The organism is Amycolatopsis australiensis (genome assembly GCF_900119165.1).
Taxonomy (GTDB): domain Bacteria; phylum Actinomycetota; class Actinomycetes; order Mycobacteriales; family Pseudonocardiaceae; genus Amycolatopsis; species Amycolatopsis australiensis.
In genome coordinates this window covers 4,276,832-4,289,277 of the sequence record NZ_FPJG01000006.1, presented here as the reverse complement: position 1 = coordinate 4,289,277, position 12,446 = coordinate 4,276,832, and the positions used below count along the sequence as shown (strand labels likewise).

Sequence of the window (12,446 nt, the reverse complement as noted above, 5' to 3'; positions counted from 1 at the left end):
GGTCAGGCGCCAACGGCTTCGAGTTCGGCTTCGATCGCCGCTTCGAGGCGCTCGCGCACCTCGGGGACGTCGATCTTGACCAGGATCTCGTGGAAGAACCCGCGCACGACCAGCCGGCGGGCGGCTTCTTCGGCGATCCCGCGCGACTGCAGGTAGAACAACTGCTCGTCGTCGAACCTTCCCGTCGCGCTCGCGTGGCCGGCGCCTTCGATCTCGCCGGTCTCGATCTCGAGGTTCGGCACCGAGTCGGCGCGCGCGCCCGGCGTGAGCACCAGGTTGCGGTTGAGCTCGTAGGTGTCGGTGGCCTCGGCGGCCGCGCGGATCAGGACGTCGCCGATCCACACCGTGTGCGCTTCGTCGCCCTGCAGCGCGCCCTTGTACATCACGTTCGACTTGCAGTTCGGGACCGCGTGGTCGACGAAAAGGCGGTGCTCCTGGTGCTGGCCCGCGTCGGCGAAGTACAGGCCGAGCATCTCGACGTCGCCGCCCTTGTCCGCGAACGTCGCCGTCGGCGAGACGCGGACCAGGTCACCGCCGAGGGTGATGACGATGTGCTTGAGCGTGGCGTCGCGGCCGAGCTTGAGGTGCTGCTCGGAGACGTGCACGGCGTCGTCGGCCCAGTCCTGGACGCTGACCACGGTGACCTTCGCCGAGTCGCCGATGACGAACTCGACGTTGTCGGCGTAGGTGCCGGAGCCGACGTGGTCGAGCACGACGACGGCCTCGGCGAACGCCTCGGCGCGGACCTGCAGGTGCCCGTAGGCGACCTGGCCTTCGCCCGGACCGTGGATCCGCAGCACGGACGGCTTCGACGCCTTCGTCTCCTTCGGCACCGTCACGATGGTGGCCTTGGTGAACGACGAGTACGCCTGCGCGGCGATCCGGTCGCTCGGGACGCCGGCCTGGCCCAGCCGCGGGTCGTCGCGGCCGACGGTCACGATGCCCAGCTCGGGGGCGGCGTCGACGTCGAGGGTGATCTCGCCGGTGGCCTGCGCGCTGCCGTCGTGCAGGCCGCGGAGGCGCTTCATCGGCGTGAAGCGCCAGTTCTCCTCACGGCCGCCGGGGACCTCGAAGGCCTCGACGTCGTAAGAAGTGAACCGCTCCGCGCGGGAGGCCGCCGGGACGACGGCCCCCTCGCGGAGGGCTCCGGAAACGTTGTTCTCGGTAACCGACATGACTAGCCGACGGACCCTTCCATCTGGAGCTCGATCAGGCGGTTCAGCTCGAGCGCGTACTCCATCGGCAGCTCACGGGCGATCGGCTCGACGAAGCCGCGCACGATCATCGCCATCGCCTCGGCCTCGTCGAGGCCGCGCGACATCAGGTAGAACAGCTGGTCCTCGCTGACCTTGGACACCGTGGCCTCGTGGCCCATGGACACCTCGTCGTTGCGGATGTCCACGTACGGGTACGTGTCCGAGCGCGAGATGGTGTCGACCAGCAGCGCGTCGCAGACCACGCTGGAGCGCGAGTGGTGCGCCCGCTTCGCCACGCGGACCAGGCCGCGGTAGGAGGTGCGGCCGCCGCCGCGCGCCACCGACTTCGACACGATCGTCGAGGACGTGTACGGCGCGAGGTGCTCCATCTTGGCGCCCGCGTCCTGGTGCTGGCCCTCGCCCGCGAACGCGACCGACAGGACCTCGCCCTTGGCGTGCTCGCCCATGAGGAACACCGACGGGTACTTCATCGTCACCTTGGAACCGATGTTGCCGTCGATCCATTCCATGGTCGCGCCCTCTTCGCACTTGGCGCGCTTGGTGACCAGGTTGTAGACGTTGTTCGACCAGTTCTGGATGGTCGTGTAGCGGCAGCGGGCGCCCTTCTTGACGATGATCTCCACGACCGCCGAGTGCAGCGAGTCGGACTGGTAGATCGGCGCCGTGCAGCCCTCGACGTAGTGCACGTACGCACCTTCGTCGACGATGATCAGGGTGCGCTCGAACTGGCCCATGTTCTCGGTGTTGATCCGGAAGTAGGCCTGCAGCGGGATCTCGACGTGCACGCCCTTCGGCACGTAGATGAACGAGCCGCCGGACCACACCGCCGTGTTCAGCGCGGAGAACTTGTTGTCCCCGGCCGGGATGACCGAACCGAAGTACTCCTGGAACAGCTCGGGGTGCTCGCGCAGGCCCGAGTCGGTGTCCAGGAAGATCACGCCCTGCTCCTCCAGGTCCTCGCGGATCTGGTGGTAGACGACCTCGGACTCGTACTGCGCGGCGACACCGGCGACGAGGCGCTGCTTCTCCGCCTCGGGGATGCCCAGCTTGTCGTAGGTGTTCTTGATGTCCTCGGGCAGTTCCTCCCAGGAGGTGGCCTGCTTCTCCGTGGACCGCACGAAGTACTTGATGTTGTCGAAGTCGATCCCGGAGAGGTCGGCCCCCCAGTTGGGCATGGGCTTCTTCTCGAAGAGCTTGAGCGCCTTCAGTCGCGCTTCGCGCATCCACTCCGGCTCGGACTTCTTCGCGGAGATGTCGGTGACGACGTCCTCGTTCAGCCCGCGACGGGCGCTGGCGCCCGCCTCGTCGGAGTCCGCCCAGCCGAACGCGTACTTGCCAAGGGACTCGATGGTCTCTTCCTGGCTCAGTGGCGCGGTGGTGGGAGTGCGCTGCTCGGCAGCGGCAGTCATGCGGGTTTCCCTCCATTCCTCGGGATCCGTGCTTCGCGCCGAGTCGACGCTGTGCCACCCGGCTCGGGATGGGCCGGGTCACCCGTCGTGACGGGCACGTGTGTGGTGCACGCGGAGTCCCCGCGCGCGATGGTCGCCAGCCGCTGGACGTGGGTGCCCAGCAGCTTCGCGAACGCCTCCGTCTCGGCCTCGCACAGCTGCGGGAACTCCGCGGCCACGTGCGCGACCGGACAGTGGTGCTGGCAAAGCTGCGCGCCGACGTTCCGTCCAGGGGCGGGCGCCGCGACCTGACGGGTCGACGCAGCGTAGCCCTCCCTGGTCAGCGCGGTCGCGAGGGCCTCGGCGCGTGCCGCGGGATCACTCGAACCGGTGATCGCCGGGCGGTGCGGCTCGACCAGCTTCGCGACGCGGCGCTCGGCGAAGGCGCGCACGGCGTCCTCCCCGGCGTGCTCGGCGAGGAAGCGGATGGCGGAGACGGCCAGGTCGTCGTAGGCGTGCCCGAACCGGGCGCGGCCGGCCTCGGTGAGCAGGAACAGCTTCGCCGGACGGCCCCGGCCGCGGGGCCCGCGGCGCGGCGCGTCCCGGGTCTCGGCCTCGCCGTCGGCGAGCAGCGCGTCGAGGTGCCGGCGGACGGCCGTGGGGCTGATGCCGAGCTGCTCGGCGACCACGACGGCGGTCATGGGACCCTGTTCCAGCAGCAGCCGGGCGACCTCGTGGCGGGTCTTGCCCTCGGCGCTGACCTGCGACGGGACGTGCGGGTGCGCGGCGCGGGGCATGTCGCCGCCCGCCTGGTCACCCGCCTCCGTCTTTTTCACAACACAAGTGTGTCTTATTTCCCCGCGAGCGGCAAAGGCGGGGTGTCCGGCAGTGACCCGACTCACTCCCGGGCGGACCGATACCCTGCACGCGTGGCAGTCGGCGAACATCCTGCGCGGCAGGAGCGGCAAGTGGCGGACCTGGACACCGGGAGTGCCCACCCCGTCACGCTTTCGCCCGTCCGCCCGCGGGAGCCGCTCCCGCTGGAGCCGGACGAGCGGCGCGGGCTGCACGTCGTCCGCCGCTTCGGCACGGTCGGGTCGCTCTTCCTCGCGCTCGGCAGCCTCGGCGCCGGCGCCGCCCCGGTGATCAACCCGGTCCAGGAGATCCCGGTGCTGCGGCTGTTCACCCGCATCCCGACGGTGTCGCTGGCCATCGCCATCTCCGGGATGGGCATCCTGGTGCTGAGCTGGCTGATGCTGGGCAAGTTCGCCCGCCCCGACTGCGCGCGGCTCGCCTCCCGGGGCCAGCTGGCGCGCACCATCGCGCTGTGGGTGCTGCCGCTGCTGGTGATCCCCCCGCTGTTCTCCCGCGACGTCTACAGCTACCTGGCGCAGAGCGAGATCGTGCACCGCGGGATGGACCCGTACGTCCTGGGCCCGGCACAGGCCCTCGGCGTCGCCGACCCGTTCACCGCGGGCGTGTCGAACATGTGGCGCGAGACGCCGGCGCCGTACGGCCCGCTGGTGCTGCGCCTCGGCGGCTGGCTCGCGCCGCTGGCCGGCAACAGCATCGCCGTCGGCGTGCTCCTGCAGCGCGTGCTCGCGCTCGCCGGCGTGGTGCTCATCGTCTGGGCGCTGCCGCGGCTGGCGCGCCGCTTCGGCGTCCAGCCCGCGACCGCGCTGTGGCTCGGCGCGGCCAACCCGCTGCTGATCTTCCACTTCGTCGCCGGCGCCCACAACGACGCGCTCGCGGTCGGCCTGATGCTCGCCGGCCTGGAGGTCGGCATCCGGCGGCTGCCGATCCGGGTCAAGGGCGACACGCCCCCGCCGCTGGCCCGCGGCGAGCTGCTCTACATCGGGCTCGGCGTGGCGATCATCACCCTCGGCGTCGCGGTGAAGCTGCCGGCGGTGTTCGCGTTGCCGTTCTTCGCCGTGATGGTGGCGCGACGCTGGCACGGGCGGCTGAAAGACCTGTTCGTGGCGGGGGCGCCGATGGCGCTGTGGTTCGGCGTGGTGCTGGTGGCCGTCTGCTTCGGCACCGGGCTCGGCTTCGGCTGGGTCGGGGCGACCTTCAGCACACCCGGGCTGGTCCGCTCCTGGATCTCCCCCACCGCCGAGCTCGCCAACCTCTCCGGCGTCCTCGGCATCGCGCTCGGGCTGGGCAACCACACCGACGCGCTGGTGCCGATCCTCGGCGTGCTCGGCTACCTCGTCGCGCTGGCCATCACGTTCAAGTTCCTCTGGGACAGCTTCAAGTGGCGCTACCGGCCGATCATCGGCCTCGGCGTCGCGCTCGGCGCGGTGATGATCCTGCAGATCAACCTGCAGCCGTGGTACGTGCTGTGGGCGGTGATCCCGCTCGCCGCCTCGGCCGGGACGTCCCGGTTCCGGGTGGCCGCGACGGTGCTGTCGGCCGCCCTGCCGTTCCTGCTGCCGCCCACCGGCAGCACCTTCGACGGGCGCCCGTACGTGCTGCCGTTCGCCTACGTCGCGGCGATCGTCGTGTGCGGCGGCGGGATGCTGATCGTGCGGCGGCTCGCGCCGGTGCTGCTGTCCAGGCCGTCCCCGCGGCTGCCCGCGCGGGCCGACGCCGTATCGTGACCCGATGTGAGTGCCCCCGCCGTCGAGATCACCGGGCTGGTGAAAAGCTACGGCTCCACCCGCGCGGTCGACGATCTCGACCTGCGGATGGAGCGCGGCAGCCTGCTCGCCCTGCTCGGCCCGAACGGGGCCGGCAAGACGACCACCGTCGAGGTCTGCGAAGGCTTCCTCCGCCCTGATTCGGGCACGGTGCGCGTCCTCGGCCTCGACCCCGTCCGCGAGTCGGCCGAGCTGCGTCCGCGCGTCGGCATCATGCCCCAGGGCGGCGGCGCGTACCCGGGCGTGCGGGCCGACGAGATGCTCCGGCTGGTGGCGTCGTGCGCCGCGACCCCGCTGGACCCGGCGTGGCTGCTGGACGTCCTCGGGCTGGCCGCGGTGCGCCGGACGCCGTTCAAACGGCTCTCGGGCGGTCAGCAGCAACGGCTTTCGCTGGCGTGCGCCCTGGTCGGGCGGCCGGAGCTGGTGTTCCTCGACGAGCCGACCGCGGGCATGGACCCGCAGGCCCGGCACCTGGTGTGGGACCTGCTGTCGGCGTTGCGCCGCGACGGCGTGTCGGTGCTGCTGACCACCCACCTGATGGAGGAGGCCGAGGCGCTGGCCGACACGGTGGTGATCGTCGACCACGGCAAGGTCGTCGTGTCCGGGGCACCGCAGTCGCTGACGGTGGACGAAAGCGGCACGGCCGGACTGCGCTTCAAGGCCCGCACCCGCCTCGACACGGCGCTGCTGGCCGCGGCGCTGCCCGAGGGGTACGCGGTGCGCGAGTCGGCGCCGGGCACGTACGTCGTGGTCGGCGCGGTCGACCCGCAGGTCGTGTCGACGGTCACGGCGTGGTGCGCGCAGCAGGGCGTGCTGCCGGAAGAGCTGCAGGTCGGGAAGCGGACGCTCGAAGAGGTCTTCCTCGAGCTGACCGGACGGGAGCTGCGCGCGTGAACTTCGCTCCCGGAACGTTCACCCCGGCGCCGGGGCGCGGATCGCTGGGCCGGATGCTGCGCACGCACGCGCGGGTGGAGGCGAGCCTGACGCTGCGCCACGGCGAGCAGGCGCTGCTGACGTTGCTGATCCCGCTGGCGTTGCTGATCGGCTTGTCGCTGCTGGACATCCTGCCGGCGTCGTCGCTGGGCTCGACGTCCAAAGTGGACTGGATCACCCCGCGGATCCTGGCGCTGGCGGTGATGTCGTCGGCGTTCACGGGCCAGGCGATCGCGCTGGGCTTCGACCGCCGGTACGGAGTGCTGAAGCGCCTGTCGGCGACGGCGTTGCCGCGGTGGCTGCTGGTGGCCGGCCGCGTGGTGGCGGCGCTGGTGGTCGTGGCCCTGCAGTCGGTGGTCCTCGGCGTGGTGGCGGCGTTCCTGGGCTGGTCCCCGTCGGCGGCGGGACTGGCTTCGGCGGTGTTGCTGCTGGTGCTGGGCACGCTGGCGTTCGGGGCACTGGGCGTGCTGCTGGGCGGGGCGTTGCGCGCGGAAGCCGTGCTGGCGCTGGCGAACATCGTGTGGTTCGTGCTGCTGCTGGCGGGCGGGATCCTGCTGGCCCCGTCGTCCCTGCCGCACGGGCTCGCGGTGGTCGTGGAGCTGCTGCCGTCGGGCGCACTGGCGGAGGGCATGCGCACGGCCCTGGTGGACGGCGGGTTCGCGGCCGGGCCGTGCGTGGTGTTGGCCGTCTGGGCGGTCCTGGCGGGCACGCTGGCTTCGCGCACGACGAAACTCACCTGACCGGCCCGAAGCGCCCCAATGTGGCCTTCGGTGCGTCACGCGCACCCAAGGCCGCCTTCGGTGCGTCTTGCGCACCCAAAGCGGCCTTGGGGCGCTCGTCCCGGCTCGCGAGTGACCTTGGTCCCTTGCGGCGCGGACTGCCTGCTGGGCGCCGGGACCTGCCGGAAGGCCGTTTCCCGCGCGCTCTACCATCGAACACGTGCCGTTCACCAGCCTCGTCGCCCGCCTGCCGTTTCCGTCCGCTGCCGTGCAGCGGGCCGTCGGGGTCGCCGCCGTCCTCGCGCAGGCGCTGATCGGGGTCACCGGCTCCATCGTGCGCGTCACCGGGTCCGGGCTCGGCTGCCCCACCTGGCCGCAGTGCGTGGCCGGCAGTCTCGTCCCGGTGAACCACCCCGGCATCCACGCGCTCAACCAGTGGATCGAGTTCGGCAACCGGCTGCTGACCGGCGTCGTCATCGTCGTCGCCGCCGTCGCGGTCGTCACCGCCTGGCGCGTCCAGATCGACCACCCCCGCCGCACCCGCCTGGTCAAGCTGGCCTGGACGATGCCCGGCGGTGTCGTGCTGCAGGCCGTCGTCGGCGGGATGACCGTGCTCGCCAAGCTCGAGTGGTGGACCGTCGCGATCCACTTCCTCGCCACCACCCCGCTCGTCTGGCTGGCCGTCCTGCTGCTGCGCGCGTTCCGCGAAGGCGACGAGCCCGCGCGGCCGCTGGTCCCGGCGTCCGGCCGCGCGATCCTCGTCGCGCTGGCCGTCGTCCTGTGGCTGGTGCTCGCGGCCGGCACGACGGTCACCGGCGCCGGGCCGCACAGCGGCGACATCAACACCCACCGCCTCGACGCCCCGGTCGAGGCGCTCGCCCAGGTCCACGGCGGGCTGCTCGTGCTCTACCTGCTGCTGCTCGCGATCTTCGGCCTGCAGCTGCTGCGCGTCGGCGCGCCGAAGAGCCTGTGGCAGCGCTACACGGCGGTCTGGGTGGTCGCGGTCGCGCAGGGCGTCCTCGGCTCGCTGCAGTACGCGCTCGGCGTGCCCGAGGCGATGGTGTCGTTCCACGTGCTCGGCGCGATGGCGCTGATCATCGCGACGGCGACGCTGTGGACCGGCAGCCGCGACCGCGGCCCGGCCGTCTCGCTGGAGCCGGCGCCGAAGCAACCGGAACTCGCCACCACCTGAGCAACCGGCGGTCACGCCGCCGTAACTCACCGCGGCTACCTTTCGCGCCATGACGACGCGCTCCGCGCCCAAGCCGCTGATCTCGCACCGCCGGGGCACCGGCGAGATGCTCGTGCTGAAGACGTTCCTGCTGGTGCCGTTCGCGGCGCTCCTGGCCGCGGTCCCGCTCGTCTGGGGTTGGGGCATGACGTGGGTGGACCTGATCCTCGCGGCGGTGTTCTACGTCTTCGCGACGCTCGGGGTGACTGTCGGCTACCACCGTTACTTCACGCACGGCGCGTTCAAGGCCAACCGGCCATTGCGGATCGCGCTGGCCGTCGCGGGCAGCATGGCGGTCCAGGGCTCGGTGATCTTCTGGGTGGCCAGCCACCGGCGCCACCACGCCTTCGCCGACCGCGAAGGCGACCCGCATTCACCGTGGCTGTTCGGCACGTCCCCGGCGGCACTCCTGCGCGGCTTCTGGCACGCGCACATGGGCTGGATGTTCGGCCGCGAGGTCACCAACGCCGACCGCTTCGCCCCGGACCTGGTGGCGGACGGCGACCTGCGCGTGGTCAACCGCTACTTCTGGCTGTGGATCACGGCGAGCCTGGCGCTGCCGGCGCTGCTGGGCGGCCTGCTGTCGTGGTCATGGTGGGGCGTCGTGACGGCGTTCTTCTGGGCCGGCCTGGTCCGCATCGCGTTCCTGCACCACGTGACGTGGTCGGTCAACTCGGTGTGCCACCTGATCGGCGAGCGTCCCTTCGCCGGCCGCGACCGGGCGGCGAACTTCTGGCCGCTGGCGCTGCTGTCGATGGGCGAGTCATGGCACAACTCGCACCACGCGGACCCGACGTGCGCCCGCCACGGCGTGCTGCGCGGCCAGATCGACGTGTCGGCGCGGGTGATCCGGATCTTCGAGCAGCTCGGCTGGGCGACGGACGTCCGCTGGCCGCGGGCGGACCGGCTGGCGGCGAAGCGGGCTCGATGACGGCTGTCACCCAGTGGTCACCGGCTCCGTCACCGTAACCACGATCAAGGCCGTCGTGGCGCTCGTCGCCCTGGTGGCCACGCGAGCGCTCCGGTGAGCGCTACGCCAGCTGCTGCCGCACCGCGGAGGCGAACCGCAGCGCCGCGGCCGGGTCCGCCTGGCGGAAGCCCAGTGACGGCTCCGTCAGCTCCAGCTCCAGCAGCAGCGGCTTACCGTCCGCGCCGCGGACCAGGTCCACCCGGGCGTACAGCAGCTCCGCCCGCAGGATGCCCAGCAGTGCCGACGCCGCGTCCAGGACGTCCTCCGCCAGCGCCACCGCGTCCGACGGTGGTTCCGCCTTCGCCAGCTGCTCCGTCAGGTACAGCCCCGACGCGTCCATTGTGGACCCGAGCATCGCGCCCTTGGCGAAGGCGTGCGAATAGATGCCGCCCAGGTACACCAGTGCCAGCTCGCCCTCGGTGTCCACACTGGACTGGTAGGGCTGGATCAGTGCCGTGTGGCCCTCGGCGTGCAGCCCCGCCACGTGCGACGACGCGTCCGCGCCCGCCGCGAAGCGGGCCGCTCCGCGCGAGCCCGCGCCCACCGACGGCTTGACCACGAAGTCCGACGACGGGAAGCGGGCCTGCTCGCCCGGCTCCACCAGCTCCGTCGGGACGACCGCCAGGCCCGCGTCGAGCAGCTCGGCCAGGTACGCCTTGTCGGTGTTCCAGCGCACGACGGCCGCCGGGTTGTACAGCGCCGGCACCGACTCGCACCAGTCGAGGAACTCGGCCCGCCGCGCGGCGTAGTCCCAGGTCGCGCGCAGGATCACGGCGTCGGCCGCGGCGAAGCCGGCGCCCGAGTCCCACGGTGCCCACGACACCGAGAAGCCCAGCTCACGCAGGGCGGGCAGCACGACGTCCTCGTCGCCGTCGCCTTCCGGGAGCTCCGCGCAGCCGACGAGGATCGCCGTGCGGCTCACCGGCCGGCCATCTTGCGGCGGTGCTCCGGGCCGATCTTGACCTGCTTCACCGTCTCCGCGTCCCACTCGGCCGGTTCCAGGTCCTCGACGGCTTCGACCAGCGCCTCGCCGGTCGCCACGGAAGGCACCACGACGTCCCCGAGGGCGCCGTCCGCCCCGACGAGCACGACCCGGGCGCCGGCCCGGCCGATGTTCTCCACGACCGCGCGGGACGGCTTGCCGTGCGCCTTCACGAACTTGCGGGCCGCGCCGAGCTGGGCGCCGGTCGGCGAAACTGTCTCTTCCACGTCCCGAACGATAACCAAAGTGCGGCCGGAACGCGGAACAGCGTGGCGTCGGCCATAGTTGTGCCTGGGAGAAATCGACCCGAGGAGGACGCATGCCCACCGCAGTGCAGGTGACGAAGACCGGCGGCCCGGAAGTGCTCGAAGCGGCCGAAGTGGACGTCGCGGGTCCGCGGGCCGGAGAGCTGCTGGTCGACGTCGCCGCGGCCGGCGTCAACTACATCGACACCTACCAGCGCCAGGGCATCTACCAGATGGAGCTGCCGTTCGTGCTCGGCCTCGAAGGCGCGGGCACGGTCGCCGAGGTCGGCCCGGACGTCGAAGGGTTCGCGGTCGGTGACCGCGTCGCCTGGCAGGGTTCGCCCGACAGCTACGCGACGCGCAAGGTCCTCCCCGCGGCGGTGGCGGTGAAGGTGCCCGAAGGCGTCTCGCTGGAAACGGCGGCCGCGACGATGCTGCAGGGCATGACCGCGCACTACCTGGTGGCGTCGACGTTCGAGGTCAAGCCGGGCCACGACGTGCTGGTGCACGCGGCCGCCGGCGGCGTCGGCCTGCTGCTGGTCCAGCTGGCGAAGGCCCGCGGCGCCCGCGTCATCGGCACGGTGTCGACGGAGGAGAAGGCGAAGCTCGCCCGCGAAGCCGGCGCGGACGAGGTGATCCGCTACGACCGCGAGGACTTCGCGAAGATCACCCGCGAGCTGACCGGCGGCGAGGGCGTGGACGTCGTCTACGACGGCGTGGGCAAGGACACCATCGACGGCAGCCTGGCCAGCCTGAAGATCCGCGGCCTGCTGGCGCTGTTCGGCGCGTCGAGCGGCCCGGTGCCCCCGCTGGACCCGCAACGCCTCAACTCGGGCGGCTCGCTGTACCTGACGCGCCCGACGTCGGCGCACTACACGCGCACCCGCGAAGAGATCGACTGGCGGTCGAAGGAGCTGTTCGACGCCATCCAGGCGGGCGAGCTGAACGTCCGGATCGGCGGCAAGTACCCGCTCGCCGAGGCGCGCCGCGCCCACGAGGACCTGCAGGGCCGCCGCACCACCGGCAAGCTCCTGCTCATCCCGTGAAAGCCCGTGAGGGCCGCTCCCGCGGCGGCCCTCACACCGCCAGGCCGCCGGTCACCGAAGCCCGTCGCCACCGTTCCTCGAGGTCGATGCGCAAACGCTCGGGGGTCATCTCCTGCCACTTCGCTTCGGGGTAGATCAGGACCGCCGGTCGATGGCGGAGTCCGGCGCGGTACTCGCGGACGCTCCGCTCCGGGTCGGACGGTAACTTGGTGCCTTCGCGGAACAGAAAGATAGCCGCAGACCTGATCGTCTTGTCCGGGTACCGCGATTCGAGTATCTCCGTGGCCGCCGAGAGGGCCAGCAACGAATCCTGCAGGCGATTGAGAAAGTTCTTCGGATCGGTGAGTTTGATGTCGACGAGGGAAAATACCCTTCTGTCCGGATCGTCGAGCAGCGCGTTGACAGAGCGAGGTCCGGGACGGACATCGCGGGTAAGGGCACTGGTCGGGTAGGCGCCCGCGAGACGGTCCGCGAGGGTCTCCTCCACGGCTCCGATTCGCTCGCGCAGTTCGGACCGTCGCGAAGACCAGCTCGCGCCAGCGCCGATAGCCGCATCGCCGTGACCCTCGGCAACAGATGTTGGTTCTTGGCCGGGCCGGGGGAATGCGGGCAGGTCGGGATCTCGGCGACCTGAAGACTCTCGACGGTCAGCCCGCTGGGCCAGTACCTCGAGGACCTCGTCTTGGACAAGCTCTTCGGCCTGTTCTGCAATCTCGTCCGCTTTTTCGGCGGCGCTCAGCTGCATCTCGGCCAGCTCGGCGTGCACCTTGTCCCGCTCGAGTTCGAGCTTACCCAGCTCGACACGGTCCTTGGCGTCGAGTTCCTGCTGTTTCCTCCGCCAGCCGACCAGCCCCCACACCGCGAGCCCGAACCCGAGCGCCGCGAGCGCACCGAGCGCCCAAGGGGCCCAGTGCGTCGCAACGAGCACAATCTGCTGCTTCCGCTCAATGGCGGCACGCGCGGCGGGGGTCAGCTTCGCCAGCTTGTCCTGCTCGATGAGCAGATCACTCTGGGTCTGCAGGAGGTAGCCACCGACCCCGAGGGACGCGACCACGATCGCCACACCGAGGGTGGTC

At 71.4% G+C, this 12,446-nt stretch carries 12 protein-coding genes; 6 read left to right on the top strand and 6 right to left on the bottom strand.

Translation table 11 applies throughout. From position 1 onward, the window contains the following. Nucleotides 1-2: 2 nt before the first annotated feature. From sufD to BT341_RS21380, 3 genes are read right to left on the bottom strand one after another with little or no spacing between them, the layout of a single operon-like run. Complete coding sequence (gene sufD / locus BT341_RS21390) at nt 3-1,175, bottom strand: Fe-S cluster assembly protein SufD (protein ID WP_072477975.1); 1,173 nt, start codon at nt 1,173-1,175, stop codon at nt 3-5. Between the two features lie 2 nt (nt 1,176-1,177). Then, nucleotides 1,178-2,626, bottom strand: a complete 1,449-nt coding sequence (sufB, locus tag BT341_RS21385) for a Fe-S cluster assembly protein SufB (protein ID WP_072477974.1) — start codon at nt 2,624-2,626, stop codon at nt 1,178-1,180. Further along, a complete protein-coding gene (locus BT341_RS21380; protein WP_084743243.1) occupies nt 2,623-3,402 on the bottom strand; it encodes a helix-turn-helix transcriptional regulator in 780 nt (259 codons plus the stop codon). Before BT341_RS21380 ends, sufB begins: the two co-directional genes overlap by 4 nt. Before the next feature lie 171 nt (nt 3,403-3,573). Here BT341_RS21380 and mptB point away from each other — a divergent pair, with 171 nt between their 5' ends. From mptB to BT341_RS21355, 5 genes are all read left to right on the top strand, one after another. Then, on the top strand, nt 3,574-5,205 hold the full coding sequence (gene mptB / locus BT341_RS21375; protein ID WP_072482101.1) for a polyprenol phosphomannose-dependent alpha 1,6 mannosyltransferase MptB: 1,632 nt from the start codon (nt 3,574-3,576) through the stop codon (nt 5,203-5,205). A 6-nt stretch (nt 5,206-5,211) separates the two neighbouring features. Further along, nucleotides 5,212-6,138 carry an ABC transporter ATP-binding protein gene (locus BT341_RS21370; protein ID WP_072477973.1) on the top strand — a complete coding sequence of 309 codons (927 nt, stop codon included), beginning with the start codon at nt 5,212-5,214 and terminating at the stop codon, nt 6,136-6,138. A gap of 53 nt (nt 6,139-6,191) precedes the next feature. Further along, entirely contained in the window at nt 6,192-6,917 is a 726-nt protein-coding gene (locus tag BT341_RS21365; RefSeq protein ID WP_072482100.1) for an ABC transporter permease, read from the top strand. Nucleotides 6,918-7,116: 199 nt separating this feature from the next. Beyond that, nucleotides 7,117-8,088, top strand: a complete 972-nt coding sequence (locus BT341_RS21360) for a COX15/CtaA family protein (protein ID WP_072477972.1) — start codon at nt 7,117-7,119, stop codon at nt 8,086-8,088. A 49-nt stretch (nt 8,089-8,137) separates the two neighbouring features. Continuing rightward, on the top strand, nt 8,138-9,058 hold the full coding sequence (locus BT341_RS21355) for an acyl-CoA desaturase (protein WP_072477971.1): 921 nt from the start codon (nt 8,138-8,140) through the stop codon (nt 9,056-9,058). Between the two features lie 100 nt (nt 9,059-9,158). Here the strand turns inward: BT341_RS21355 and BT341_RS21350 are convergent, their stop codons facing one another. Beyond that, on the bottom strand, nt 9,159-10,019 hold the full coding sequence (locus BT341_RS21350; RefSeq protein ID WP_072477970.1) for an ATP-grasp domain-containing protein: 861 nt from the start codon (nt 10,017-10,019) through the stop codon (nt 9,159-9,161). Beyond that, nucleotides 10,016-10,306, bottom strand: coding sequence for a hypothetical protein (locus BT341_RS21345; RefSeq protein WP_084742951.1), 291 nt, complete (start codon nt 10,304-10,306; stop codon nt 10,016-10,018). Before BT341_RS21345 ends, BT341_RS21350 begins: the two co-directional genes overlap by 4 nt. Nucleotides 10,307-10,398: 92 nt before the next feature. Here BT341_RS21345 and BT341_RS21340 point away from each other — a divergent pair, with 92 nt between their 5' ends. Continuing rightward, nucleotides 10,399-11,370: a quinone oxidoreductase family protein gene (locus tag BT341_RS21340; protein WP_072477969.1), complete on the top strand. Its 972-nt coding sequence runs from the start codon at nt 10,399-10,401 to the stop codon at nt 11,368-11,370. A gap of 31 nt (nt 11,371-11,401) precedes the next feature. On the opposite strand, the gene BT341_RS21335 is transcribed toward BT341_RS21340, so the two are convergent. Then, nucleotides 11,402-12,433 (bottom strand): hypothetical protein, encoded by a 1,032-nt coding sequence (locus tag BT341_RS21335; protein ID WP_143168610.1) that lies wholly within the window; start codon nt 12,431-12,433, stop codon nt 11,402-11,404. Nucleotides 12,434-12,446 lie beyond the last annotated feature (13 nt).

Bases quoted from the DNA above. Each gene is read 5' to 3' on its own strand.
- BT341_RS21365 (WP_072482100.1), top strand. From the start codon at position 6,192: ATGCTGCGCACGCACGCGCGGGTGGAGGCGAGCCTGACGCTGCGCCAC.
- BT341_RS21340 (WP_072477969.1), top strand. From the start codon at position 10,399: ATGCCCACCGCAGTGCAGGTGACGAAGACCGGCGGCCCGGAAGTGCTC.
- sufB (WP_072477974.1), bottom strand. From the start codon at position 2,626: ATGACTGCCGCTGCCGAGCAGCGCACTCCCACCACCGCGCCACTGAGC.
- BT341_RS21380 (WP_084743243.1), bottom strand. From the start codon at position 3,402: ATGCCCCGCGCCGCGCACCCGCACGTCCCGTCGCAGGTCAGCGCCGAG.
- BT341_RS21355 (WP_072477971.1), top strand. From the start codon at position 8,138: ATGACGACGCGCTCCGCGCCCAAGCCGCTGATCTCGCACCGCCGGGGC.
- sufD (WP_072477975.1), bottom strand. From the start codon at position 1,175: ATGTCGGTTACCGAGAACAACGTTTCCGGAGCCCTCCGCGAGGGGGCC.